The following is a 25,494-nucleotide window of genomic DNA, read 5'->3' on the forward strand; positions in this document are numbered from 1 at the left end:
GGCGCGCGAGGGTCCTCGACGGCCAGGACGGTATGCCGCAGGGCGGTGCGCGGCGGGGGACGGCGAGGCCGGGGACGACGCACGGCCCCGCCCCACCTCATCCGTAGGTGTCGCCGGGCCCCGTGCTGCCCGGGGCCCGCAGGCGCCCGTAGCGCGTGGGCGGGCCGCCCGGCCCCAGGACCTTGATCATCCGGACCGTGCCATGGCCCAGGTCCGCGTTCAGCCGGGCCACCAGCTGGGGCGCGAGCAGCCGCAGCTGGGTCGCCCACGCCGTGGAGTCGCACTGCACCGTGAGCACGCGCTCGTCGGGGTCCTCGTCGTAGCGCAGCGGGACGCAGTGGTTGGCCAGGTCGTCGCCGACGATCTGCGGCCAGCGGCCCATCACGCCGCCGACGGCGGCCGGGGTCTCCCAGCCGCGCTCGGTGATCAGCCGGTTGATCGCGGCGCCCAGCGGCTGCGGGTCGCGCCCGTCCGCCCGGGCGCCGGAGCGCAGGCCTCCGCCACGGCGGGCCTGCTTCTTCTGCTGCGCGGCGGCGCCCCTCGCCTTGGCCTGCTCCTTGGCGGCGCGCAGCGCCACGCGCGCGAGGTCGACGCCGGAGGACTCGGGAACCTTGGGAACCGGCGTCTCGTTACCGGAGTGCTCGCTCATACCCGCGCCACCTCTCCGGCGGCGACCTCGTACCGCGCCCCCGCGAGGACGCCCGGCACGTCGTCGTCCACGGCCGCCGTGACCAGCACCTGCTCGCCCGGGGCCACCAGCTCCGCCAGTCGTTCGCGGCGCCGGGCGTCCAGCTCCGCGAAGACGTCGTCCAGGACCAGCACGGGCTCGTTGCCCTCGGCCCGCAGCAGGTCGTACGAGGCGAGCCGCAGCGCCAGCGCGTACGACCAGGACTCGCCGTGGCTGGCGTACCCCTTGGCGGGCAGCTGGCCGAGCTTGAGCAGCAGGTCGTCGCGGTGCGGCCCGACCAGGGTGACGCCCCGCTCGATCTCCTGCTTGCGTACGTCGGCGAGCGCGGCCATGAGCTGGCCGTACAGGTCCTCACGGGCGACGGCCTCGCCCTGCGCCGAGGGGCGGTACTCCAGCGCGACCGGGCCGCCGCCGGGCGCCAGCTGCTCGTACGCCTTGTCGGCGAGCGGCTGGAGCGTCGCGATCAGGTCGAGGCGCTGGGCGAGCAGCTCCGCGCCCGCCCGCGCCAGATGCTGGTCCCACACGTCGAGCGTCGACAGGTCCATGCCACGGCCGCCGTGGCGTCGGGCCATCGCCGCGGACTTCAGCAGGGTGTTGCGCTGCTTGAGGACGCGGTCGTAGTCGGAGCGCACGGCCGCCATGCGCGGGGAGCGCGCGGTGACCAGCTCGTCCAGGAACCGCCGGCGCTCGCCCGGGTCGCCCTTGACCAGCGCCAGATCCTCCGGCGCGAACAGCACGGTCCGCACTATCCCCAGCACGTCACGGGGTCTGACCTGCGAGGAACGGTTGATACGGGCCCGGTTCGCGCGGCCCGGGTTCAGCTCCAGCTCGATCAGCTGGGAGCGCTCGCCCTGGGTCACGGCCGCGCGGATGATCGCCCGCTCGGCGCCCATCCGCACCAGCGGCGCGTCCGAGGAGACGCGGTGGCTGCCGAGGGTCGCCAGATAGCCGACCGCCTCGACGAGATTGGTCTTGCCCTGGCCGTTGGCGCCCACGAAAGCGGTGACGCCCGGGTCGAGCGGAACCTCGACCCGGGCGTACGAGCGGAAGTCGGCCAGCGAGAGATGCGTGACGTGCATGGTGGTGCGCCGACCTCCCCCGGCCCTGCCAACAGCCTGTGGATTACTTCTTGGACTCGACCGCGTGGCCGCCGAACTGGTTGCGCAGCGCCGCGATCATCTTCATCTGCGGGGAGTCGTCCTGCCGGGACGCGAACCGCGCGAACAGCGACGCGGTGATCGCGGGCAGCGGCACGGCGTTGTCGATGGCCGCCTCCACGGTCCACCGGCCCTCGCCGGAGTCCGCGGCGAAGCCGCGCAGCTGGTCGAGGTGCTCGTCCTCGTCGAGGGCGTTGACCGCCAGGTCCAGCAGCCAGGAACGGATGACCGTGCCCTCCTGCCAACTGCGGAAGACCTCGCGGACGTCGGTGACGGAGTCGACCTTCTCCAGGAGCTCCCAGCCCTCGGCGTACGCCTGCATCATCGCGTACTCGATGCCGTTGTGGACCATCTTGGCGAAGTGGCCGGCGCCGACCTTGCCCGCGTGGACCGAGCCGAACTCGCCCTCGGGCTTGAGCGCGTCGAAGATGGGCTGGACCTTCGCCACGTTCTCGGCGTCGCCGCCGTACATCAGCGCGTAGCCGTTCTCCAGGCCCCAGACGCCGCCGGAGACGCCGCAGTCGACGAAGCCGATGCCCTTGAGGCCCAGCTCGACGGCGTGCTTCTCGTCGTCGGTCCAGCGGGAGTTGCCGCCGTCGACGACCACGTCGCCGGGGGAGAGCAGCTCGGCCAGCTCGTCGATGGTCGACTGGGTCGCGGCACCGGCCGGGACCATCACCCAGACGACGCGCGGGCCCTTGAGCTTGCCCACAAGCTCTTCGAGGCTGTGGACATCGGCGACGTCCGGGTTGCGGTCGTAACCGATGACGGTGTGGCCTGCGCGGCGAATCCGCTCGCGCATGTTGCCGCCCATCTTGCCGAGGCCGACGAGACCGAGCTCCATCACATGATCCTTTGACGTTGTGGCGTTCGTACCCGTGTCCGAGACTACGCCCGGACACGGGCACACACCTGTGGGGTCGGCCGCTCAGACGAACGTGGCCCCGCAGGTCAGCCGGGTGGATCAGCCGGAGAGACGCACCGGCATGATCAGGTACTTGTACGCGTCGTCCGCCTCGGCGTCGAGCGCGGGCTTGCCGCTCAGCAGCGCCGGCTTGGTCGACGTGGTGAAGGAGAGCTGGGCGACCGGGGAGTCGATGGCGCTCAGGCCGTCGAGCAGGAAGGTCGGGTTGAAGGCGATCGAGATGTCGTCGCCCTCCAGGTTGGCGTCGACCCTTTCCACAGCCTGTGCGTCGTCGCTGGAACCGGCCTCCAGGATGAGCACGCCCTGCTCGAAGCTGAGGCGGACCGGCGTGTTGCGCTCGGCGACCAGGGAGACGCGCTTGACGGCCTCGACGAAGGGGGCGGTCTCGATCACCGCCACCGAGTTGAACTCGGTCGGGAACAGCGTCCGGTACTTCGGCAGGTCGCCTTCGAGCAGCCGGGTGGTGGTGCGGCGGCCGGCGCCCTCGAAGCCGATCAGGCCCTCACCGGCGCCCGAGCCCGACAGGGCGAGCGTGACCGTGTCACCGCTGGTCAGGGCCTTGGCGGTGTCCAGGAGCGTCTTGGCGGGCACCAGGGCGACCGCGGAGGCGTCCGGGTTCTCCGGCTTCCACAGGAACTCGCGGACCGCGAAGCGGTAGCGGTCGGTCGAGGCCAGGGTGACCGTGTCGCCCTCGATCTCGATCCGGACGCCGGTCAGCACGGGCAGGGTGTCGTCGCGCCCGGCGGCGATGGCGACCTGGGCGGCGGCGGAGGCGAAGACCTCACCGGGAACGGTGCCGGTGGCGGTCGGCATCTGCGGCAGCGCCGGGTACTCCTCCACAGGCAGGGTGTGGAGGGTGAAGCGGGAGGAGCCGCAGACCACCGTCGCCCGTACACCGTCTGTGGAAATCTCCACCGGGCGGTTGGGCAGGGCACGGCAGATGTCGGCGAGCAGGCGGCCGGAGACGAGCACCGTGCCGTCCTCGTCGACCTCGGCCTCGACCGAGACCCGCGCCGAGACCTCGTAGTCGAAGCTGGAGAAGCTGAGGGCGCCGTCCTCAGCCTTCAGAAGAAGGCCCGCGAGGACGGGCGCGGGCGGACGGGCCGGGAGGCTGCGGGCCACCCACGCCACCGCCTCCGCGAGAACATCGCGCTCCACCCGGATCTTCACCGGAACCGCCTCCTGCTGTTGCTGGCTCGCCCTGCTGGCTTTCGTCGTCGGCTGTATCGCCGGGGACCAGTCTGACGTACGCCGCTGACACTCGGTGCGAGTCGGGGTCAAGTCGTGCCGAGAGGTCCGGGAGCCGCCGGGCTCGAGTTGTGCACAGGCCCCACTTCGAAGCGGAAACCTAGCTAACTCTAAGTGGGAGTAGTAGTAGGGCCTGTGGAAACCGTGGATAACCCCGTTTTCGCAGGTCAGACCCGGTTTTTTGTCCACCGCGCCTGTGGGTGGAGCCGGTGGACAACTCACCGGTTCTGTGGACACCCGAAAGTTCTGCACACCCGATGCACAGGCAGGGCCCACTTCTCCCCAGAGCTGTCCCCAGCTTTACCCACGTTCCCCACAGCCCAACCGGCCTCGTTGGTGTGACGCCTTTCACTCGGCACGGTGATGGAGGGTGTTGCGTTGCCGAACAGTGGACAGCGCTGTGGAGAAGCTGTGGGCAACAGGCCTCAGCCTGTGGGCCGCCGGTGGACAACTTTGACCACAGGCTGTGGACAGAGAATTCATCCACAGCCTGTGGAGCGCGCTCACGCACAAATCCACAAGTATCTGACCTGGGGTGATGGAGTATCAGGGCGTCGGCCTGTGGAAGCAATCTGGACAACTGAACAGTCCCCAGGGTGTGGACGGGGAAAAGTCCCCGGATCTGTGGAGAACCCCCTCTGACCGGCGCGTATTCGAACACCCGAGGCCGGAGCGAGCCGTACGGACAGGTCGCGGCGGGCCGTGCACAGGGGCGGAACGGCGCTGTGGCGAGGCTTCGAGCGGTGCCGGAGAACGCCGCAGGGAGGCTCCACGCGCGCGTGGGCGACGGGGCATTCGCGCTGACACCACTGCTCCCGGGCAGCGGCTCCACGCGCGCGTAGAGCGACAGCAAAGGGCGCCCGGGACGGTGTCCCGGGCGCCCTCTGAGGCGGTGTGAGCGGTCGGCTCAGCCGTTCTTGATGCGGTTGGTGAGCTCGGTGACCTGGTTGTAGATGGAGCGCCGCTCGGCCATCAGCGCGCGGATCTTGCGGTCGGCGTGCATCACCGTCGTGTGGTCGCGGCCGCCGAACTGCGCCCCGATCTTCGGCAGCGAGAGGTCGGTGAGCTCACGGCACAGGTACATGGCGATCTGGCGTGCCGTCACCAGGACCCGGCTGCGCGAGGATCCGCACAGGTCCTCGACGGTGAGCCCGAAGTAGTCGGCGGTCGCCGCCATGATCGCGCCGGCCGTGATCTCGGGCGCCGAGTCCTCGCCGCCGGGGATCAGGTCCTTCAGTACGATCTCGGTGAGCCCCAGGTCCACCGGCTGCCGGTTGAGCGACGCGAACGCCGTCACCCGGATCAGCGCGCCCTCCAGCTCGCGGATGTTGCGCGAGATCCGGGACGCGATGAACTCCAGCACCTCCGGCGGAGCGTTGAGCTGCTCCTGCACCGCCTTCTTACGGAGGATCGCGATACGCGTCTCCAGCTCGGGCGGCTGCACATCGGTGGTCAGACCCCACTCGAAACGGTTCCTCAGCCGGTCCTCCAGCGTCATCAGCTGCTTGGGCGGCCGGTCGGAGGAGAGCACGATCTGCTTGTTGGCGTTGTGGAGCGTGTTGAACGTGTGGAAGAACTCCTCCTGCGTCGACTCCTTGCTCGCCAGGAACTGGATGTCGTCGACCAGAAGGATGTCCACGTCCCGGTACCGCTTGCGGAAGGTGTCGCCCTTGCCGTCGCGGATCGAGTTGATGAACTCGTTGGTGAACTCCTCGGAGCTCACATAGCGCACGCGCGTGCCGGGGTAGAGGCTGCGGGCGTAGTGCCCGATGGCGTGCAGCAGATGCGTTTTGCCAAGGCCCGACTCCCCATAGATGAAGAGCGGGTTGTACGCCTTGGCCGGTGCCTCGGCGACGGCGACGGCCGCCGCGTGCGCGAACCGGTTCGAGGAACCGATGACGAACGTGTCGAAGAGGTACTTGGGGTTGAGGCGCGCGTGCGGCTCGCCGGGGCCGCCGGGCTGCGCCGAGGACGACGAGGGGCCGCCCATCGGACGCTGGGCGCCGCCGGGCTGCGGGCCGCCATGGTGCTGCGGGGCCTGCGGCTCGGGGAGGTCGTGCCGCTCATGGCGCTCGTGCCGGTCCTGGCGCTGCTGCTCGTACGGCTGCGACTGCTGCTCGTACGGCGGGCGCTCGGGCATCTGCGGCTGCCGGTAGTCGTGCTGCGGCTGCTGCGGGCGGGCGGTCGCGTACGGGTCGCGCTCCTGGAAGCCGCCCAGGCGCTGCTGCTGCCAGGACAGGTCCTCCTGGGCGCGCGGCCAGGCGCCGGGCTCGGGGCGCTGCTGCTGGTAGTCCGGGTAGGCGGGGCGCACGGTCGGCAGGCCGTCGTCGGCCGGGCGGCCGTAGGCGTCGTCCTGGTAGCGCGGGGGCTGCTGCTGGGGCGGCGCGGACTGCGGGCCGCCGCCGGGGGGCTCGCCCACGGAGTCGTCGACGGTGATCGCGATCCGGATCTGGCGGCCGCACTCACGGCTGAGCGTGTCGCTGATCAGCGGCGCCAGCCGGCCCTCCAGGACGCGCTTGCCCCACTCGTTGGGGACGGCGAGCAGCGCGGTGTCGGCGACCAGGGCGAGCGGCTGGCAGCGCTCGATCCACTGCTTGTCCTTGGGCTCGATGCCCTGCTGGCCCTCCGCGAGGAGCTGCTCCAGCACTCGTGGCCACACTGCGGCAAGATCGGCAGGTACGTCAGCCACAAGGCACGCTCTCTCGCAGGTCCCACGAATGTGTGGTTCTCGGGACGGGATGGAAGGACAGGCAAGGACAGAAAGGAAAAGGTCGCGGTCGAGCCAAGGTAGTCGCGGCGACTGACGTGGTTCAAGTTGTTGTCCACAGGCTGTGCACAGTGGGCCCCGCGGAGGGGCTGGTTTGACCGGATGGCGTAGTCGCGCGTACCGTAACCAGGTCGAGTTGTCGATGGCTGCTGCCGCCTGCCTCCGATGGGCAAAGATCACGGTCTGTGATCGTGAAGCGGTGCACTCGGGCGTATTGCGAGCTTCGCGAAACTGCGAGCTTCTCGTGGGCGCACGGTGACAGCCAGGCGATGTCCCGCCACCACCGAATCATTTCTGGAGCCCCCGAGTGAGCAAGCGCACCTTCCAGCCGAACAACCGTCGTCGCGCCAAGACCCACGGCTTCCGCCTGCGGATGCGTACCCGTGCCGGCCGCGCCATCCTCGCGAACCGCCGTGGCAAGGGCCGCGCCAGCCTGTCCGCCTAATCGCATACAGGTCATGACGTGCTGCCTACCGAGAATCGGCTGAGGCGGCGCGAAGACTTCGCGACCGCGGTACGCCGAGGACGCCGGGCCGGTCGCCCGCTCCTCGTCGTCCATCTACGCAGCGGTGCAACGGACCCGCACGCGCCTGGGGAGAGCGCTCCCCCGACGCGTGCGGGTTTCGTCGTCAGCAAGGCCGTGGGCGTAGCGGTCGTCCGCAACCTGGTGAAGCGAAGGCTTCGCCATCTGATGCGCGATCGGCTGTCCCAGCTGCCCCCCGGTAGCCTGGTGGTCGTACGAGCATTGCCCGGCGCGGGCGATGCCGATCATGCACATCTGGCCCGAGACCTGGACGCCGCTCTCCAGCGGTTGCTGGGAGGGGGTGCGCGATGAAGTACCCGCTGCTGGCCCTGATCAAGCTGTACCAGTGGACGATCAGCCCGCTGCTCGGGCCCGTCTGCAGGTACTACCCGTCGTGTTCCCACTACGGATTCACGGCCATTGACCGGCATGGCGCGGTGAAGGGCACGGCACTGACCGCCTGGCGCATTCTGCGGTGCAACCCGTGGTCGCCGGGCGGCGTGGACTACGTCCCCGAACGCAAGCGCCCTCGTTGGCACGAGGCGCTGCGCAATGCCTGGCGCGGCGACAAGGGCGGGCACTTTGCCGCCGAGACCGAGCCCAGCCCGGCCGCAGAGACCTCGCCCAATGCTCAAGGAGCCTGATTAGTGGACACGATTGCCAGTCTGTTCAGCTTTATCACCACCCCTGTTTCCTGGGTCATCGTCCAGTTCCACCGGCTGTACGGCGCGATCTTCGGTCCGGACACGGGCTGGGCCTGGGGACTGTCCATCGTGTCCCTGGTGGTGCTGATCCGGATCTGTCTGATCCCGCTCTTCGTGAAGCAGATCAAGTCGACCCGGAACATGCAGGCGCTCCAGCCGAAGATGAAGGCGATCCAGGAGCGCTACAAGAGCGACAAGCAGCGTCAGTCCGAAGAGATGATGAAGCTGTACAAGGAGACGGGCACCAACCCGCTCTCCTCGTGCCTTCCCATCCTCGCCCAGTCGCCCTTCTTCTTCGCGCTGTACCACGTGCTCAGCAACATCGCGAACAACAAGAAGGTCGGTGTCATCGACCAGTCGCTGCTCGACAGCGCGCGTAGCGCCCACATCTTCGGCGCTCCGCTGGCGGCCAAGTTCACCGACAGCGCCTCCAAGGTCGACGCTCTCGGCGCCACGCTGACCGACGTCCGCGTCGTGACCGCGATCATGATCGTGATGATGTCCGCCTCGCAGTTCTTCACCCAGCGCCAGCTGATGACGAAGAACGTGGACCTCTCGGTGAAGACGCCGTTCATGCAGCAGCAGAAGATGCTGATGTACGTCTTCCCGGTCATGTTCGCCGTGATGGGCATCAACTTCCCCGTCGGTGTCCTCGTCTACTGGCTGACCACCAACGTGTGGACCATGGGCCAGCAGATGTACGTGATCAACCAGAACCCGACGCCGGGCTCGAAGGCGCAGGCCAGCTACCTGGAGCGGCTGAGCAAGAGCATCGCCGCCCACAGCGACGTCCGGGGCAAGCGCCGTCGCGCCGTGGTCCAGGCGATCGTGGCCAAGGGCCCGGACCGCAACGACAACGAGCGCAAGTTCATCACCGGCCTGGCCAAGCAGGGCTTCGCGGCCCAGGCCGACGGCTCCGTGGTGAAGAGCGAGACCACTGTGGCCGAGGCGGAGGGCAGCGGGCCCAAGCGGCAGCAGCCCAAGCGCCAGACCAAGGCCCAGCGCCAGTCCGGTGCGGCCGCCCAGCAGGGCACGGCCGACGCCGAGGCACCGGCGAAGACCTCGCTGGACAAGGGCACGTCGGACGAGGACTCCGGGGCGAAGCAGGACGCGCCGCAGGACGCCAAGTCCAAGCCGGCCGCCAAGCCGGCCTCCGGTACCGCACGCAGCAAGGCCCAGTCCGGACAGCGCAAGGGTCAGCAGCGGCCCAAGCACCCGTCCAAGAAGTAAGAAGGAGTCCATCCGTGACGGAAGGCACCACCCCGGCCGCCGAGGGTGTCGACACCCTGTCCCGCCTGGAGCAGGAGGGGGAGATCGCCGCCGACTACCTTGAGGGCCTGCTCGACATCGCCGACCTGGACGGCGACATCGACATGGACGTCGAGGCGGACCGTGCCGCGGTTTCGATCATCAGCGACTCCAGCAGCCGTGACCTGCAGAAGCTCGTCGGCCGTGACGGTGAGGTGCTGGAGGCGCTCCAGGAGCTGACGCGACTGGCCGTGCACCGGGAGACCGGCGACCGCAGCCGTCTGATGCTCGACATCGCCGGCTTCCGGGCCAAGAAGCGCACGGAGCTGGCCGAGCTGGGTGCCAAGACCGCGGACGAGGTCAAGAACTCCGGCCAGCCGGTCAAGCTCCAGCCCATGACGCCGTTCGAGCGCAAGGTCGTGCACGACGCGGTCGCCGCCGCCGGTCTGCGCAGCGAGTCCGAGGGCGAGGAGCCGCAGCGCTTCGTCGTCGTGCTCCCCGCCTGAGCGGTTCCTTGCTTGTTCGGCCCCGTCTGTTCGCAGGCGGGGCCGATCTTTGTCAGCCTGATAGTCAGCCACCCCAGCGCGGGAAGCGCGGTATGGAAGGACGGTCCCCCGTGACGGAGGCAGCAGCAGAGCTTCCCCAGGCGCCCGAAGAGGCGCGCGCGGTATTCGGCGAGTACTTTCCGGAGGCCGTCCGGTACGCCGAGCTGCTCGCGGACGCGGGAGTCAAGCGCGGTCTGATCGGTCCGCGCGAGGTGCCCCGCCTCTGGGAGCGCCATCTGCTCAATTGCGCCGTGCTCTCCGAGGTCGTCCCCGAGGGCGTCACGGTCTGCGACGTCGGCTCCGGGGCCGGTCTGCCTGGTATCCCGCTCGCGCTGGTGCGCCCGGATCTGAAGATCACGCTCCTTGAGCCGCTGCTGCGGCGCACCAATTTCCTTCAGGAAGTCGTGGAGCTGCTGGGTCTGGACCATGTGACCGTGGTGCGCGGCCGGGCCGAGGAGATGCTGGGCAAGGTGCAGCCGGTGCACGTGGTCACGGCCCGTGCGGTGGCCCCGTTGGACCGGCTGGCCGGGTGGGGCGTTCCGCTGCTGCGCCCCTACGGCGAGATGCTGGCGCTCAAGGGCGACACCGCCGAGGAGGAGCTCCTGGGTGCGCGGGCCGCGCTGAGCAAGCTCGGTGTGGTGAACACCTCAGTGCTGCATGTCGGCGAGGGCATCGTGGACCCGATGTCCACGGTCGTGCGGGTCGAGGTCGGGGAGAGCCCGGGCGGTGTGAGGTTCGCCGCCAAGCGCGCCAAGGCCGCCAGGACCGGCCGTACCAGGCGCCGCCGCTGACCCGCGGGGGCCCGCCGAGGGGCGGATGCTCCATAGAAGGCGCGATACGTACGCATTTCGGAGTGTCGTAACGATCTGACCGCAGGGCGCGTGCATCGTGTTTCACGTGAAACGTCGCTCTCTGCTGCATGGAATCATCAGCCGCGGCCGTAATGCCGCGCCGCGCGACCGCAAGCCCTTGGGCGGGGCCCTGGAGTCCCCTTCACGGGCTACGGAGTTGTCCACAGAGGTGGATTCATCCACAGAAGAACGGGCCTCGCTGGTTCACGACCCCGAAAGCATGGCAGGCTCTGTGCATTGCGAGCCTGAAGTCGAGGAGAGTGAATCCTTGCGGTCCGACGCCAACATCGCGGGACCGATGACCGATCCGGTCCCCGGTCCCCGTACCGAGTCGGCGGGGGAGGATGTTTCACGTGAAACACCGCCCCCGATGGACGACACCCCCATCGGTCGTGCTGCCCAGCTGGCGGTGGAAGCTCTCGGCCGTGCCGGCGAGGGACTGCCCCGGCCTGAGCAGACACGCATCATGGTGGTCGCCAACCAGAAGGGCGGCGTGGGAAAGACCACCACCACGGTCAATCTCGCCGCCTCCCTGGCGCTGCACGGTGCCCGGGTTCTGGTCGTCGACCTCGACCCGCAGGGCAACGCCTCCACCGCGCTGGGGATAGACCACCATGCCGAGGTCCCCTCGATCTATGACGTCCTGGTGGAGAGCAGACCGCTCTCCGAGGTCGTCCAGCCGGTCCGGGACGTGGAGGGCCTCTTCTGTGCCCCGGCCACGATCGACCTGGCCGGTGCGGAGATCGAGCTGGTGTCGCTGGTGGCACGGGAGAGCCGGCTGCAGCGCGCCATCCAGGCGTACGAGCAGCCGCTGGATTACATCCTGATTGACTGCCCGCCGTCCCTGGGGCTCCTCACAGTCAACGCGCTCGTCGCCGGTGCCGAGGTCCTGATCCCCATCCAGTGCGAGTACTACGCGCTGGAAGGGCTGGGCCAGCTGCTGCGGAACGTCGATCTGGTGCGAGGGCATCTCAACCCCGCACTGCATGTCTCGACGATCCTGCTCACCATGTACGACGGCAGGACCAGGCTCGCCTCCCAGGTGGCCGACGAGGTGCGCAGCCACTTCGGCCATGAGGTCCTGCGGACGAGCATCCCGCGATCGGTCCGTATCTCGGAGGCTCCGAGCTACGGCCAGACCGTGCTCACCTATGACCCGGGCTCCAGCGGCTCGCTCTCGTATCTCGAAGCCGCCCGCGAGATCGCACTGCGCGGGGTCGGCATCAACTACGACCCGACGACGCACATCCCCGCGGGCATTCAGAACAACCAGCACAGCATGTCGGAGGGGATCCAGTGAGTGAGCGACGTAGAGGTCTGGGGCGCGGGCTCGGTGCGCTGATCCCCGCCGCCCCGCAGGAGAAGCCCGCACCCTCGATGGGGACGGCTTCCACGTCCCCGGCGGCGGTGCCGGTGCTGACGGCGGAGCGCGGGGTGGCGGCGGCGAAGGTGGCCACGCTCGCCACGGCTCCTGTTTCACGTGAAACATCGGTGCCGGTCCAGGCGCCCGAGCCGGCGGCGCCACAGCTGAAGGCGCCCGCGGGGGCGTACTTCGCGGAGCTGCCGCTGGACTCGATCACGCCCAACCCGCGCCAGCCTCGTGAGGTGTTCGACGAGGACGCCCTCGCCGAGCTCATCACCTCCATCAAGGAGGTCGGGCTGCTCCAGCCCGTCGTCGTACGGCAGCTGGCGCCCGAGCGCTTCGAGCTCATCATGGGCGAGCGGCGCTGGCGGGCCTGCCGTGAGGCGGGTCTGGAACGGATCCCCTCGATCGTGCGGGACACGGACGACGACAAGCTGCTCCTGGACGCCCTCCTGGAGAACCTGCACCGCTCCCAGCTGAATCCGCTGGAAGAGGCGGCGGCGTACGACCAGCTGCTGAGGGACTTCGAGTGCACCCATGACCAGCTGGCCGACCGCATCGGTCGCTCACGCCCGCAGGTCTCCAACACCCTGCGCCTGCTGCGGCTCTCGCCGCCGGTTCAGCGCAGGGTGGCGGCCGGGGTCCTCTCGGCGGGCCACGCCCGGGCGCTGCTCTCCGTCGACGACTCGGACGAGCAGGACCGGCTGGCGCACCGCATCGTGGCCGAGGGGCTCTCGGTACGGGCCGTCGAGGAGATCGTGACCCTGCTGAACTCGGAGCCCAAGAGCGCCGCCAAGGCGAAGGGCCCGCGCGCCGGGACCCGGCTGGCGCCCGCGCTCTCCGATCTGGCCTCCCGGCTCTCGGACCGCTTCGAGACACGGGTGAAGGTCGACCTCGGTCAGAAGAAGGGAAAGATCGTCGTCGAGTTCGCTTCGATGGACGATCTGGAGCGGATCCTCGGCACCCTCGCCCCGGGCGAGGGACGGGTCCTCAACAAGGGTCTCGCCGAGGAGTCCGAGGAGGGCGACGAAGCCTGAGCCGGTGACCCACTCACCGTCTGAGCCACGGCAGTTGTCGTGAAGGGCGGGCTGTGTTCCGATGCATACAGGAACACAGCCCGCACTTTGCTGTTGTGCGGTATCCGCACCGGCGATGGGTGGATACGATGCGTTCTGGTATGGCACATCCACCTTGGGCCACTTCGGAGGGAGGGCGGGGAGCCATGCGAACGGTGAGCCGTACCCGACTGGTGACAGCGGGGCTGGGCCTCGGGGCGGTCGGCGGGTTCGTTGGCGGCCTCCTCCGGGAACGGAGTGCGCTGGCTGCCGCCCAGGGGGTGGCAGGCGAGGGAAGCGAGGAACAGCCTTCATGGGGCGTCGGCTTGCACCGCTCACGCTGGACAACCTTCCGGACCTTCCCAAGCGCTGCCGCGCCTGTGTCTTCTGGGAACTTGACCCCGTCAGCGGAGAGGCCGCGATAAAGGCGGGGACGCCCGAGCTCGAAAAGGAAGCCTGGATATCGGCGGTGCTCCTGGAGTGGGGCTCCTGCGGCCGGGTCGTCTACGTAGACGAGGTGCCGGTGGGCTTCGTCCTCTACGCCCCGCCCGCGTATGTGCCGCGCTCCACTGCGTTCCCGACCAGCCCGGTGTCCCCCGACGCGGTGCAGCTGATAACGGCGTGGATCATGCCCGGGTACCAGGGCCAGGGGCTGGGGAGAGTGATGGTGCAGACGGTCGCCAAGGATCTGCTGCGCCGGGGCTTCAAGGCCATTGAGGCGTTCGGGGACGCCCGGTGGCACGAGCCCGCGTGTGTGCTGCCCGCCGACCATCTGCTGGCGGTGGGCTTCAAGACCGTACGGCCGCACCCCCGGCATCCCCGGCTGCGGCTGGAGCTGAGGACGACGCTCTCCTGGAAGGAAGACGTCGAGCTGGCCCTGGACCGGCTGCTGGGAGCCGTCCAGAAGGAGCCCGCCCTGCGGCCGCTGTAGAGCGCGCCTGCCTGGGCGGCAGGAGAAAAGCGAACGGGCCCGAACCCCTGAGGGGTCCGGGCCCGTGGCGTTGTTTCACGTGAAACAACGCGGCTGGGACTTACGCGTCGATGAAGCCGTCGAGGTCGCGCAGAAGAGCGGCCTTCGGCTTGGCGCCGACGATGGTCTTGGCCACCTCGCCACCCTGGTAGACGTTCAGGGTCGGGATGGACATCACGCCGTACTTGGCGGCAGTGCCCGGGTTCTCGTCGATGTTGAGCTTGACGATCTCGATCTGGTCGCCGTGCTCCGCCGCGATGGCCTCCAGGGACGGGGCGATCTGGCGGCACGGGCCGCACCACGCGGCCCAGAAGTCGACGAGCACGGGCTTGTCGCTCTTGAGGACGACCTCGTCGAAGTCGGCGTCGGTCACGTTCTTCAGGGTGCCGGCCACGGCAGTCTCCTTGCGGGTGGGGTGAGGGGGGAGGGAGGTCAGATGGTTCAGACGGCGGCCGCGGTGGCCTTCTCGTCGTCCGCGAGCGCCGCCAGGAAGCGCTCGGCGTCGAGAGCGGCGGAGCAGCCGGTACCGGCGGCGGTGATCGCCTGGCGGTAGGTGTGGTCCACCACGTCACCGGCGCCGAAGACACCGGTGAGGTTGGTGCGGGTGGAGGGCGCCGCGACCTTGAGGTAGCCCTCGTCGTCCAGGTCGAGCTGGCCCTTGAAGAGCTCGGTGCGCGGGTCGTGGCCCACGGCGATGAAGAGGCCGGTGACCGCCAGCTCGGAGGTCTCGCCGGTCTTGGTGTTGCGCAGGGTCAGACCGGAGAGCTTCTGGTCGCCGTGGATCTCGGCGACCTCGCTGTCCCAGGCGAACTTGATCTTCGGGTCGGCGAAGGCGCGCTCCTGCATCGCCTTGGAGGCACGCAGGCTGTCACGGCGGTGGACGATGGTGACCGACTTGGCGAAGCGCGAGAGGAAGGTCGCCTCCTCCATCGCGGTGTCGCCGCCGCCGACCACGGCGATGTCCTGGTCCTTGAAGAAGAACCCGTCACAGGTGGCACACCAGGAGACACCGCGCCCGGAGAGCTTGTCCTCGTTCGGCAGGCCGAGCTTGCGGTGCTGGGAGCCGGTGGTGACGATCACGGCCTTGGCGCGGTGGACGGTGCCGGCGGTGTCCGTGACGGTCTTGATGTCGCCGCTGAGGTCGACGGCCACGACGTCGTCCGGGAGCAGCTCGGCGCCGAACCGCTCGGCCTGCGCCCGCATGTTGTCCATGAGGTCGGGGCCCATGATCCCGTCGCGGAAGCCGGGGAAGTTCTCCACCTCGGTGGTGTTCATCAGCGCGCCACCAGCGGTGACGGCGCCCTCGAACACCAGCGGCTGAAGCGACGCACGCGCGGTGTAGAGCGCGGCCGTGTAGCCGGCCGGCCCGGAGCCAATGATGATCACGTTACGGACGTCGCTCACGGGTTTCTTCCTCGTCTCTGCGGACTGCCTACTGCCTACCGGGGCCCGGTCCAGGACTCTCACCCCACCCAACGGATCCTACGGGGCGAGCATTCCCGGGATGTCTCACCGACGGGGATAGGCGTGGGTCAGCAGCAGCTTGCCCTTGGCGCCGGGCGCGGCGGTCTCGCAGCTCGCGTCGACGACGTACGCCTGGACCTGTGTGCTGTCCGTGGGGTGCGGAAGGACGATGAGGTAGGCATGGGTGCCCTGGTAATCGCCGGTCTCGGCGGCGAGTGGCTCCGAGGTTCGGCCGGTGCCCGCCTGGACACACGGCGGCACGGGGACGCCGGCACGCAGCGGGGCGTTGGACGTGACGCCGAGGTCCGGCTTCTTGCCCGACGGGGAGGTCCCGGCGCTCTCCGAGGCGGGCCGGGAGGAGAGCAGGTTCTGCACCTGCCCGGCGAGGGGGGAACCCGAGAAGACGGCGGCGTCGGACTTCCCGGCGTGGGGATCGTCGGACGACTGGAGCGTCTGCACCAGGAAGACGCTCACCCCGATCGCCGCGGCGCCGAAGACGGCTCCGAGTACGGCCGTGCGGCGGCGCCGGGGGGTGCGGGGACGGCCGGGTCCGGTGGCGGCCCGGGGGCGCCCCGCCGGGCGGTCCGCCGCGGGAGCGTCGGCAGGGGCGGAGCCGAGCGATGTTTCACGTGAAACACGCGCCGCGTCGTCGGCCGTCTCGGCTGCGACGGATACCGCGGTCGCCCCGACGGGCATGGCTGCCTGCGGGGGCGCCGTGGCGTCGAGGAGGGCCTCGGCGGCCAGCGCCGCGTCGATCCGGCCCGCGACGTCGGCGGGCATGCGCGGCGGCCCGGGCAGGGTGCCGAGCAGCTCGCGGATCTCCGTCAGCGAGGCGTGGACGTCCGCGCAGAGGTCGCAGACGTCCAGGTGGCGGCGTACGTCGGCGGTACGGGAAGGGGGCAGCAGGCCCTCGTGGAGGTCGGAGATCTCCGAGACGTCCGGGTGCTGAGTCATGTCGGCCGTGGATGTCACGTGCGCCCACCTCCGCCCTTCACAGCAGCAGGATCATTCGGTCCTGCGTCCCTTGGTCCCGACGCAGGTGGGACGGATGTCCCCGGCGTCCGGTTCCTTCCCCCACCGCGCTCCTGGCTATCCCCGGTATCGCCGGTATCCCCGCGCAGATGACTGAGCAGGGGTTGCAGCCGCGCCCGGCCCCGGGCGCAGCGGCTCTTCACCGTCCCCACGGGCACGTCGAGGACCTCGGCAGCCTCCGCCACCGGATAGCCCTGCATGTCGACGAGGACCAGGGCGGCGCGCTGTTCGGCCGGGAGCGTGCCCAGTGCCTTCACCAGCTGCCGCTGGAGGTCCTGGCGCTCCGCCGGGGCCTCGGCCGACTCGTGGGGCTCCAGAAGCAGCTCCAGGCGCTCCGCGTCGTCCACCGGTGACGTCTTGCGGGACGCCGCCTTGCGGGCCCGGTCGAGGCAGGCGTTCACCGTGATGCGGTGCAGCCACGTCGTGACGGCCGACTGGCCGCGGAAGGTGTGTGCGGCCCGGTAGGCCGACACCAGGGCGTCCTGGACGGCGTCGGCGGCCTCCTCGCGGTCGCCCAGCGTCCGCAGGGCGACCGCCCAGAGTCTGTCCCGGTGACGGCGGACGAGCTCGCCGAACGCGTCGGGGTCACCGTCGACATGGCGGGCCAGCAGGTCCTGGTCGCTCGCGTCGCCGTAGGTGGCGTCGTCCAACGGTGAGCCCCCTCCCCGCGCTGTCGGATCTTCCTGGTGGACCGTCCGGATCAGCCGGTGAACTTCACGTCCGTTATGGCCTGCTTGTAACCCGAGTCGCTGAATTCGTCGTTCGGCGCGTACGGGGCCGCCGTGATCCACAGAACCACATAGCGGGTCTTCACCGGCTTCGTCGCCTTGAGGGCGGCCGCGGTGCCACTCGTAGTCGTGGTGGCGATCTGCTTCATCGACTCGACCGGCGCGCTCGGCGACATGGAGTCCGCCGCGTACAGCGCCAGCGTCGTGTGGTCGCCGCCGTACCGGAGCGCTATCGAGGCCGCCGAGACGTCCTTCTCGGACCCGAGGTCGTAGACGATGCCCACGCCCTCCTTGTACGGAGCGAGCTTGGGGCCGCCCTTGTAGCTCTTGGAGCGCCAGTACGTGGAGGTGCTGCTGTCGTAGGTGTTGCCCACGTCCTTGGCGTTCTGCGGCTTGCCGTCCGGGGCGTACTCCTCCGCGCCCTGGATCCGCAGCGGCACCGGCGCCTTCGGCTTGTCGCCGTCGCCCTTGTTCGGCTGCTGGGACGTCCCGGACTCGCCGGAGCCCTTGTCGTGGCCGAGGAGCGAGTCCGCGAGCTGCCAGCTGCCGAGCCCGAGCGCGGCGATCAGCAGCGCCGAGACGGCCCACTTGATCGCCTTGCCGGTACGGCCCTGGAGCGCGGGCGGCGGGGCCTGCACGACCTGGGTGACCGCCGGGTGCGGGCCCGCGGGCGGACGGCCGTAGGTCCCCTGCTGGTAGGTGGTGCGCTGGTACTCGGGCGGCGCGGTGAACGCGGGCTCCGGCGGGCGGATCCGCGGCATCGCCGAGACGGCCTTGACCAGCTCGTCCGGCGTGGTGCAGGCCGGCTCCTGGCGCGAGGCGGTGGCGCCGTCGTTGGCCAGCGCCCGCATGGCGAGCTCGGACAGGCCCCGGTGGACGCCCGCGCGCACCTGGTCGGGAGCGATCAGGCCGACGCCCTTGGGCAGTCCGTGCAGGCCGTAGGCATCGCTCTCGTACGGCCAGCGCTGGGTCAGCGAGGCGTACAGCAGCGCGCCGATCGCCTCCGTGTCGGTCCGCTGGGGGGTGTCGGAGGTGATGCCGCGCAGCGCGGCGTTCACCGCGAGGCCGCGGATGCGGTACTGCCCCGAGGAGGTCCGCAGGACCGCGCCGGGGGTCAGGCGCAGATGCGCGAGGCCCTCGCGGTGGGCCGCCGCCATGGCCTGGGAGACCTGCGTGACCAGCTGGTAGGCGTCGTGCGCCTCCAGCGGGCCCAGGGCCAGCAGCGCGGTCAGCTCGGTGGCGTCCGGCAGCCACTCGTGGACCACGTAGACGAGGTCGTTCTCCTCCACCGCGTCCAGGACCTGGACGAAGCGGGGGTCCCCCAGGAGCGCCGACGAGCGGGCGGCCGCCAGCACGGAACGCGCCCGCGGGTGGTCCGCCGGGAGCAGATGGACCCCGACGGCGCGGCGGAGCTTTTCGTCGACCGCACGCCAGCTGCTGAAACCGTCCAGACGGGTGACGCACTCTTCGAGCCGGTAGCGTCTGGCGAGCTTGTGGCCGCTGTGCAGCTCCGGTGTGGCGATGGTGGGCTCGGTGGGCTTGCGTTCACCGCCCGTGTCGCCCGGGCCCTGCTCCGCCGTGTCTGCCGTGTCGATGGATTCCGCCACCCCGTCGGTCGTGGCCGCGTCCGCCTTGGCGGTCAGCGGGTTGTCGCCGCTGTTGTCGGCCACGTCGACGGCAGCCGTGCTACGTTCCGCCACCGTCGTTCCTGCCTCCCCATCCGTTGCGTGCTGTCGGCCAGCCATGCAAAGTCCTGCCAATTGTGCCCACAGTCCGGCGCTATGCACGACACACGGCGGCGGACGATGGTTGTGCGCGGAAGAACGGACTCAGCGTCCGAGCCGTCCCCGCACCATTCCGACCATGGAGTTGAGCTCCTCGATCCGCATCTTCTTCGCCGCGACGAAGAAGACACCGAGCAGCACGGTCCCGCCCGCCACGAGTGCCACCAGCGAGCCGAGCGCCCCCTGGCCGAGCCCCTTCAGGACGACGTAGCCCAGCGCGCCGCCGATCCCCGCCGCCGGCACGGCCGCCAGGGACAGCCTCGCGTACGTACGCAGGACACGCGCGCCGTCCAGGTCGCCGCCCAGGCGGTTGCGCAGCCGGCGCCAGGCCACTCCCACGCCCACGGCGTAGGCGAGACCGTAGGCGCCCGCCATCCCCACGACTGCCCACTGGGCGGGCAGCATCACATAGCAGGCGGCCGAGACGGCGGCGTTGACCGCGGCGACGATGACCGTGTTGTAGAACGGCGTCCGCGTGTCCTCGTAGGCGTAGAAGCCGCGCAGGACGACGTACTGGACCGAGTACGGGATCAGCCCCAGCGCGAACGCCATCAGGATGAAGCCCATGGACCGGCCCGCCTCGACGCCGCTGCTGGAGTACAGCAAGGTGCACATCGGGACGCCGAGCGCGAGGAACATGAAGGAGACCGGGACGATCGCGACCGCCGAGTTGCGCAGGCCCTGCGAGATGTCGTCGCGGACCGCGCCCGGGTCGTTGTCGTGCGCGGCCCGGGAGATGCGCGGCAGCAGGGCCGCCATCACCGAGACCGTGATGATGGCCTGCGGCATGCCCCAGATCAGCTGGGCGTTGGAGTAGGCGAGGAAGCCGGCGCCATGCTCGCCGGAGGCCTTTCCGGCCGCCGTGGCGAGCTGGGTGACGACGAGCACGCCGGCCTGGTTGGCGAGCACGAACAGCACGGTCCACTTGGCGAGCTGGATCGTCTTGCCGAGGCCGTGGCCCCGCCAGTCGAAGCGCGGCCGGAAGCGGAAGCCGGTCTCCCGCAGGTACGGGATCATCGCCAGGGCCTGGACGACCAGGCCGAGCAGGGTGCCGATGCCCAGGAGGCGGATGCCCTCCGGCGGGATCGTCTGCACACCCATGTGGGAGTCGGCCGAGGTGCCGTACACCCAGATGAACAGGCCGAACGTGCCGATCATGACGATGTTGTTGAGGACCGGGGTCCACATCATCGCGCCGAACTTGCCGCGGGCGTTGAGGATCTGGCCCATCACCACGTGCACACCCATGAAGAAGATCGTGGGCAGGCAGTAGCGGGCGAAGGTGACGGCGACGCTGTTGGCGGCCGTGTCGTCGGAGATGGTGCCCGACATCAGCTTGATCAACAGTGGCGCGGCGAAGACGACGATGGCGACGATGGCGCCGAGCGCCACCATGACGAGGGTCAGCAGCCGGTTGGCGTACGCCTCGCCGCCGTCCTCGTCGTCCTTCATCGACCGCACCAGCTGCGGCACGAAGACCGAGTTCAGGCCGCCGCCGACGGTGAGGATGTAGATCATCGTCGGCAGCGTGTACGCGACGGTGTACGTGTCGCCCAGCAGCGAGGTGCCGAGCGCGGCGGTGATCACCAGGCTGCGGACGAAGCCGGTCAGACGCGACACGAGCGTGCCCGCGGCCATCACGGCGCTCGACTTGAGCAGCCCCGAGGCGCGGCCGCCGGACTTCTGCTGCGGCGCGGCGGGCAGCGGCTCGGGCTCCGGGGAGGCCGGGGCCGGGCCGGACCCCTGCTGGTCGCGGTAGAGGTAAGCGAAGGCGTCCTGCTCGGGCGGCTCCTCGCCCGCCTGCGTGACCAGGTCGTCGACGCCCACGAACTGCGTGGTGCCCGGGGTGTCGCCGTACGGCAGATGACGCGAGGGGCCGTCCGGCTCCGGCGGCGGGGTCTGCGCCCAGATCCGGGGGTCCGGCGCGTACTGCTGCGCCGGCGGCTGCTGGTAGAGCGGCTGCGGCTCGGCGTAGGTGCCCGGGGGCGGCGGCGGGTGCGCGGCGCGGTCGTACAGCGCCTCGGTCACCGGGTCCTGGGCGTACAGGTCCTGCGCCCGGTACGGATCGTTGCCGTAGGCGTCCTGGAAGTACGGGTCCGGCACGGGCTGCTGCGGCGGCACCTGCTCGGCGTAGGGAGGCACCGGGGGCGTGTTGCCGGACGACGCGGAGCCGCCGCCCGCGCCCTGCCCGCGGTCACCGTCGTACGGCGCGTTCATGGATACCCCACCTCATCGTCCCCGGCCTGGCCGGCCACGGTGCATAGCGATAGCTCAATGCTCCACTTTCTCACCCGTGCCGGGCGAGGCCCCGCTTTCCGGACCGGTGTCCGGTGTCGGGTCACTCGGCTGCTCGGGATCGTCGCCGCCGGCCGCCTCCGCGCCGTCGCCCTCCCCGGCCTCCCCGGCCGCCTTCCGGGCCGTGGACCGCTTGCGCTGGGTGTACATCCTGATGCCCGCGAGGACGAGCAGCAGGACACCGCCGGCGATCACCAGCATCACGGTCGGGGTGATCTCGGAGACCTTGACCGTGAACTCCATCGGATCGCCGTAGGGCGTGCCGTCCTGCGTGTACAGCCGGGCGGTCACCTGGACGGGGCCGTTGGCGTTGGCGGTGGCCGTGAACTTCACCGACTGGCTGTGACCGCCGTCGATCTTGACCGGCTGTCCGCCGTTCGCGTCCTCGTTGGTGGTGACCTTGAGGCGGGAGGGGTTGCTCGGCTCCAGCCGCAGCACCAGGTTGCCCACGGGCTGGACCAGCTGGTTCTGCACGGTGACGGCCAGGGTGGCGCTGCGCCCCGACATGGTGGCCGTGGACTTCTGGATGAGCCGCACCTCGCCGGTGAGGCCGTCCAGGTAGCTCTGCACCCCGGCCCGGTAGATCACGGCGCCTTCGCGGTCGTCGCGCCAGGAGGTCGACATCTCGCGGTTGATCGCGTTGCCGAAGGGGGTGACGACGCGGTCGGGCGCGGTGAGGATGACCTTGAACTTGTCCAGGGTGCCCTGGGTGCTCTTCATGTCCTGGAACGCCTGCACCGGCAGTTCCTGCTTGCGCAGCGATCCGGGGTACGAGGAGGAGCTGGGCACCCGGGCGGTGGCGCGCGCGTCCGGCTTGGCCGCGGCGGCAGCGGTGAGGTCGAGCGGCTCGGTCCAGCGCTGTGCGCTCAGGGCGCGGATGGCGCTCGCCATCGTCTGGGCCTGGCTGGCGGACGGCATCCGCTGTGGGGCCACGACGACGCTGCGCTGCTTCTCGGTGTCCTGGAGCGTGATCGCCAGCGTCTGGGCGAGGAACTGCTGGATGGCCGGTGTGGAGTTCCCGGCCCTGGACATGTCGCCCTCGAACGCCGTCGAGAGCCGGGCGTCGGAGACCACGGCGGTGGTGCCGCCGCCGATCGGCCGCGCGGCCGACGGCGAGTAGGAGAGGTTGTTGGTCTCGCGGAGGCTGTCGCTGCGGGCGATCACGTTGTGGGCGCCCGCCGAGGTGGCCACGTCGACGATCGAGGGGTCCACCGCGCCCTGCACCGGCCAGGCGAAGTCGACCGAGGGCGTCACGTGGAGGATGGTCTCCACGGTCTTCTCGGCCACCTCCGTGGCTCCCTGGAGGTGGCTCAGCGACCCGGAGACCTCCTTGCCCCGATGGGCGAGCGAGGCCAGGTCCGGGTCGGCGAAGGGCACCGCGACGACCTTCTTGCCCTGCACCGCGTCCTCGAGCTCGCCCAGCCACTGCTTGGCCACGTCCTGGTTGGTGCCCGGCACATCGCTGTCGCCGGACTTGACCCGGTAGTTGCGGGTCATCGCATCGACGGTGGCGAGCAGATCGGGGTCGATCACCCAGGTCACCGGCAGCTGGCTGCCCAGCGAGACCATCCGCTCCAGGCGGCCGCCGGGCGCGAGCTCCGCGGCCAGCGCGTCGTCGGCGAAGACCGGTGTCTGCTGCTCGTCCGAGCCCGTTTGCGCGGTGAGGTGGGTCGACGTCATCAGCGGCCACATGTACGTGAGCTGCGACTTCTTGCCGTCGACGGCCTCGGGCTGCCACGGCAGGAAGGTCCGCTGGATGCCCAGGACCTGCTCGTACGGCTGGTTCGCCGTCTGCCCGGACAGGGAGACGCCCAGCTGGTAGACGCCGTCGCCGTCCAGCCCCAGCTTGCTCACCGGCACCGAGAGGGTGAAGTCCCTGCTGATCCCGGAGGCCAGCTTCGGGAACTTGACCGTGTACTTGTCTCCGACCTCGGCGGCGTCCAGGGTCGCCGAGTAGCCGCTGCGCTGGGAGGCCTCGTCGATGCCGGTCCGGCCGTTGAGCCGCTGACCCACCCGCAGACCCACATGGGCGCTGGTGACGGCCTGCCTGCCCGTGTTGGTGACCGTGCCGGAGATCGTCAGCGTGTCGCTCTTGACGGGAGCGCTGGGGGTCATCGAGTCGAGGGTGACCTGGACCGTGCGCGAGACCGGCTGCGCCTTGGCCGGCGTGGCCGCGGTGGTGGCGTGGGCCGCCGTCGTGGCGGCCGTGCCGGAGAGCAGACCGGCGATCAGAGGGGCGCCGAGGATCAGCGCCGCTGTGCGGCGCCTCCACCGGCGGGCAGGAGAGGGGCCCATCCCCTGAGAAGCTGCCGCCTCGGCCACGCGTCGCCCGTCCCTCGTCGTCGTCAGCTGTGTCGGTGGTTGTCGATTCCTGCGTCCACGCATGGTAACGAGGTGGACTGTGGCGAAGTGCCGTGGACTGCTCCACATGATCGGAAGAGTGTGCCAGGGAGCCAGGTGGGGCGGCTTCCCGGGGCCGTGGAGAGCCCGCGAGGACGGGTGAGCCGGAGCGGGCGGAAACGGTGACGCCCCGGTCGGCCGGGGCACGTACCCTTTTCTGTTGTGCCGAACGCCAACGAAGACAATCCCAGCGCCCTGAGCCAGGTGCAGCGCCGCGCGGTCAGCGAACTGCTGCGGGTGTCCCCGGTCGCCGACGACCTCGCCCGCCGCTTCCAGGAGGCCGGGTTCTCGCTTGCCCTGGTCGGCGGCTCGGTACGGGACGCGCTCCTCGGCCGGCTCGGGAACGACCTGGACTTCACGACCGACGCCCGCCCCGAGGCCGTGCTGAAGATCGTGCGCCCGTGGGCGGACGCGGTCTGGGAGGTCGGGATCGCGTTCGGCACCGTCGGCTGCCAGAAGGACGGCTATCAGATCGAGGTGACGACGTACCGCTCCGAGGCGTACGACCGGACCTCGCGCAAGCCCGAGGTGTCCTACGGCGACTCCATCGAGCAGGACCTGGTCCGCCGTGACTTCACGGTCAACGCGATGGCCGTGGCGCTCCCCGAGAAGGAGTTCGTGGACCCGCACGGCGGCCTGGAGGACCTGGCGGAGCGCGTCCTGCGCACCCCCGGCACTCCGGAGGAGTCCTTCTCCGACGACCCGCTGCGCATGATGAGGGCCGCGCGCTTCGCGGCGCAGCTCGACTTCGAAGTGGCTCCCGAGGTCGTCGCCGCGATGACGGCGATGGCCGAGCGGATCGAGATCGTCTCCGCCGAGCGGGTACGGGACGAGCTGAACAAGCTGCTGGTCTCCGCACACCCGCGCAAGGGTCTGCGGCTGCTCGTGGAGACCGGGCTCGCCGACCACGTACTGCCCGAGCTTCCGGCGCTGCGGCTGGAGAGCGACGAGCACCACCGGCACAAGGACGTCTACGAGCACTCGCTCACCGTGCTCGACCAGGCCATCGCCCTGGAGAAGGACGGGCCCGACCTGGTGCTGCGCCTCGCCGCGCTGCTGCACGACATCGGCAAGCCGAGGACGCGCCGGTTCGAGCAGGACGGCCGGGTCTCCTTCCACCACCACGAGGTGGTCGGCGCGAAGATGACCAAGAAGCGCATGACCGCGCTGAAGTACTCCAACGACATGGTCAAGGACGTCTCGCGCCTGGTGGAGCTGCATCTGCGCTTCCACGGCTACGGAACCGGCGAGTGGACCGACTCGGCGGTGCGCCGGTACGTACGCGACGGCGGTCCGCTCCTGGAGCGGCTGCACAAGCTGACCCGCTCGGACTGCACCACGCGCAACAAGCGCAAGGCGACCGCGCTGTCACGGGCCTACGACGGGCTGGAGGAGCGGATCGCGCAGCTCCAGGAGCAGGAGGAGCTCGACTCGATCCGCCCGGACCTGAACGGCAACGAGATCCAGGAGATCCTGGGGATCGGGCCCGGCCCGGCGATCGGTCAGGCGTACAAGCACCTGCTGGAGCTGCGCCTGGAGAACGGGCCGATGGAGCACGACGCCGCCGTCGCGGCGCTCAAGGAGTGGTGGGCCGAGCAGGGCTGAGGTCGCCCGGGACGACGTTTCACGTGAAACAGGCCTCGTCGTTTCACGTGAAACGTGGGCCGTTGTTTCACGTGAAACATGGCGGCGAACCCGGCGGCCGTAGAGATGCCGAGGGGCGGTGTTTCACGTGAAACACCGCCCC

At 70.1% G+C, this 25,494-nt stretch carries 22 protein-coding genes; 10 read left to right on the plus strand and 12 right to left on the minus strand.

Going from position 1 to position 25,494, the window contains the following annotated elements:
* Positions 1-97 precede the first annotated feature (97 nt).
* The 5 genes from BX283_RS21275 to dnaA form a co-directional block, all read right to left on the minus strand.
* Positions 98-649 carry a DUF721 domain-containing protein gene (locus BX283_RS21275; RefSeq protein ID WP_101389148.1) on the minus strand — a complete coding sequence of 184 codons (552 nt, stop codon included), beginning with the start codon at positions 647-649 and terminating at the stop codon, positions 98-100.
* Positions 646-1,767, minus strand: coding sequence for a DNA replication/repair protein RecF (gene recF, locus BX283_RS21280; protein WP_101389149.1), 1,122 nt, complete (start codon positions 1,765-1,767; stop codon positions 646-648). Before recF ends, BX283_RS21275 begins: the two co-directional genes overlap by 4 nt.
* 43 nt (positions 1,768-1,810) lie before the next feature.
* Positions 1,811-2,689 carry a phosphogluconate dehydrogenase (NAD(+)-dependent, decarboxylating) gene (gnd, locus tag BX283_RS21285; protein WP_101389150.1) on the minus strand — a complete coding sequence of 293 codons (879 nt, stop codon included), beginning with the start codon at positions 2,687-2,689 and terminating at the stop codon, positions 1,811-1,813.
* 120 nt (positions 2,690-2,809) lie between these two features.
* Positions 2,810-3,940 carry a DNA polymerase III subunit beta gene (gene dnaN, locus BX283_RS21290; protein WP_101389151.1) on the minus strand — a complete coding sequence of 377 codons (1,131 nt, stop codon included), beginning with the start codon at positions 3,938-3,940 and terminating at the stop codon, positions 2,810-2,812.
* 985 nt (positions 3,941-4,925) lie between these two features.
* Positions 4,926-6,707, minus strand: a complete 1,782-nt coding sequence (dnaA, locus tag BX283_RS21300) for a chromosomal replication initiator protein DnaA (protein WP_101389152.1) — start codon at positions 6,705-6,707, stop codon at positions 4,926-4,928.
* 385 nt (positions 6,708-7,092) lie between these two features.
* Between dnaA and rpmH the strand changes: the two genes are divergently transcribed.
* From rpmH to BX283_RS21345, 9 genes are all read left to right on the plus strand, one after another.
* Positions 7,093-7,230, plus strand: a complete 138-nt coding sequence (gene rpmH, locus BX283_RS21305) for a 50S ribosomal protein L34 (RefSeq protein WP_006381191.1) — start codon at positions 7,093-7,095, stop codon at positions 7,228-7,230.
* Positions 7,231-7,248: 18 nt separating this feature from the next.
* Complete coding sequence (gene rnpA / locus BX283_RS21310; protein ID WP_101389153.1) at positions 7,249-7,620, plus strand: ribonuclease P protein component; 372 nt, start codon at positions 7,249-7,251, stop codon at positions 7,618-7,620.
* Positions 7,617-7,952, plus strand: a complete 336-nt coding sequence (yidD, locus tag BX283_RS21315) for a membrane protein insertion efficiency factor YidD (protein ID WP_101389154.1) — start codon at positions 7,617-7,619, stop codon at positions 7,950-7,952. Before rnpA ends, yidD begins: the two co-directional genes overlap by 4 nt.
* A gap of 3 nt (positions 7,953-7,955) precedes the next feature.
* Positions 7,956-9,242, plus strand: a complete 1,287-nt coding sequence (gene yidC, locus BX283_RS21320) for a membrane protein insertase YidC (protein WP_101389155.1) — start codon at positions 7,956-7,958, stop codon at positions 9,240-9,242.
* A gap of 14 nt (positions 9,243-9,256) precedes the next feature.
* A complete protein-coding gene (locus BX283_RS21325; RefSeq protein WP_101389156.1) occupies positions 9,257-9,766 on the plus strand; it encodes a R3H domain-containing nucleic acid-binding protein in 510 nt (169 codons plus the stop codon).
* A gap of 110 nt (positions 9,767-9,876) precedes the next feature.
* Positions 9,877-10,596 carry a 16S rRNA (guanine(527)-N(7))-methyltransferase RsmG gene (gene rsmG, locus BX283_RS21330; RefSeq protein WP_101389157.1) on the plus strand — a complete coding sequence of 240 codons (720 nt, stop codon included), beginning with the start codon at positions 9,877-9,879 and terminating at the stop codon, positions 10,594-10,596.
* 280 nt (positions 10,597-10,876) lie between these two features.
* A complete protein-coding gene (locus BX283_RS21335) occupies positions 10,877-11,956 on the plus strand; it encodes a ParA family protein (RefSeq protein ID WP_101389158.1) in 1,080 nt (359 codons plus the stop codon).
* Positions 11,953-13,056, plus strand: a complete 1,104-nt coding sequence (locus tag BX283_RS21340; protein WP_101389159.1) for a ParB/RepB/Spo0J family partition protein — start codon at positions 11,953-11,955, stop codon at positions 13,054-13,056. The genes BX283_RS21335 and BX283_RS21340 overlap by 4 nt, the downstream gene beginning before the upstream one ends.
* A 331-nt stretch (positions 13,057-13,387) precedes the next feature.
* Positions 13,388-14,005 (plus strand): GNAT family N-acetyltransferase, encoded by a 618-nt coding sequence (locus BX283_RS21345; RefSeq protein WP_101389160.1) that lies wholly within the window; start codon positions 13,388-13,390, stop codon positions 14,003-14,005.
* Positions 14,006-14,105: 100 nt separating this feature from the next.
* Here BX283_RS21345 and trxA read toward each other — a convergent pair whose 3' ends face one another.
* The 7 genes from trxA to BX283_RS21380 all read right to left on the minus strand — a co-directional run bounded on the left by trxA (position 14,106) and on the right by BX283_RS21380 (position 23,669).
* On the minus strand, positions 14,106-14,438 hold the full coding sequence (gene trxA / locus BX283_RS21350) for a thioredoxin (RefSeq protein ID WP_101389161.1): 333 nt from the start codon (positions 14,436-14,438) through the stop codon (positions 14,106-14,108).
* 47 nt (positions 14,439-14,485) lie between these two features.
* Positions 14,486-15,448: a thioredoxin-disulfide reductase gene (gene trxB / locus BX283_RS21355; RefSeq protein WP_101389162.1), complete on the minus strand. Its 963-nt coding sequence runs from the start codon at positions 15,446-15,448 to the stop codon at positions 14,486-14,488.
* Positions 15,449-15,553: 105 nt separating this feature from the next.
* Positions 15,554-16,480, minus strand: coding sequence for an anti-sigma factor (locus BX283_RS21360; RefSeq protein ID WP_101389163.1), 927 nt, complete (start codon positions 16,478-16,480; stop codon positions 15,554-15,556).
* A complete protein-coding gene (gene sigM, locus BX283_RS21365) occupies positions 16,477-17,190 on the minus strand; it encodes an RNA polymerase sigma factor SigM (RefSeq protein WP_101389164.1) in 714 nt (237 codons plus the stop codon). Before sigM ends, BX283_RS21360 begins: the two co-directional genes overlap by 4 nt.
* A gap of 50 nt (positions 17,191-17,240) precedes the next feature.
* Positions 17,241-18,968, minus strand: a complete 1,728-nt coding sequence (locus BX283_RS21370; RefSeq protein ID WP_101389165.1) for a protein kinase family protein — start codon at positions 18,966-18,968, stop codon at positions 17,241-17,243.
* Positions 18,969-19,097: 129 nt separating this feature from the next.
* The gene (gene murJ, locus BX283_RS21375) at positions 19,098-21,269 is read right to left on the minus strand and encodes a murein biosynthesis integral membrane protein MurJ (RefSeq protein ID WP_101389166.1); all 2,172 of its coding nucleotides are present in this window, start codon (positions 21,267-21,269) and stop codon (positions 19,098-19,100) included.
* Positions 21,270-21,323: 54 nt separating this feature from the next.
* Positions 21,324-23,669, minus strand: coding sequence for a DUF6049 family protein (locus tag BX283_RS21380; protein WP_180357216.1), 2,346 nt, complete (start codon positions 23,667-23,669; stop codon positions 21,324-21,326).
* Between the two features lie 240 nt (positions 23,670-23,909).
* Here BX283_RS21380 and BX283_RS21385 point away from each other — a divergent pair, with 240 nt between their 5' ends.
* Positions 23,910-25,352 (plus strand): CCA tRNA nucleotidyltransferase, encoded by a 1,443-nt coding sequence (locus BX283_RS21385; RefSeq protein WP_101389167.1) that lies wholly within the window; start codon positions 23,910-23,912, stop codon positions 25,350-25,352.
* Positions 25,353-25,494: the final 142 nt, after the last annotated feature.

It is taken from the genome of Streptomyces sp. TLI_146, assembly GCF_002846415.1.
Classification (GTDB): Bacteria; Actinomycetota; Actinomycetes; order Streptomycetales; family Streptomycetaceae; genus Streptomyces.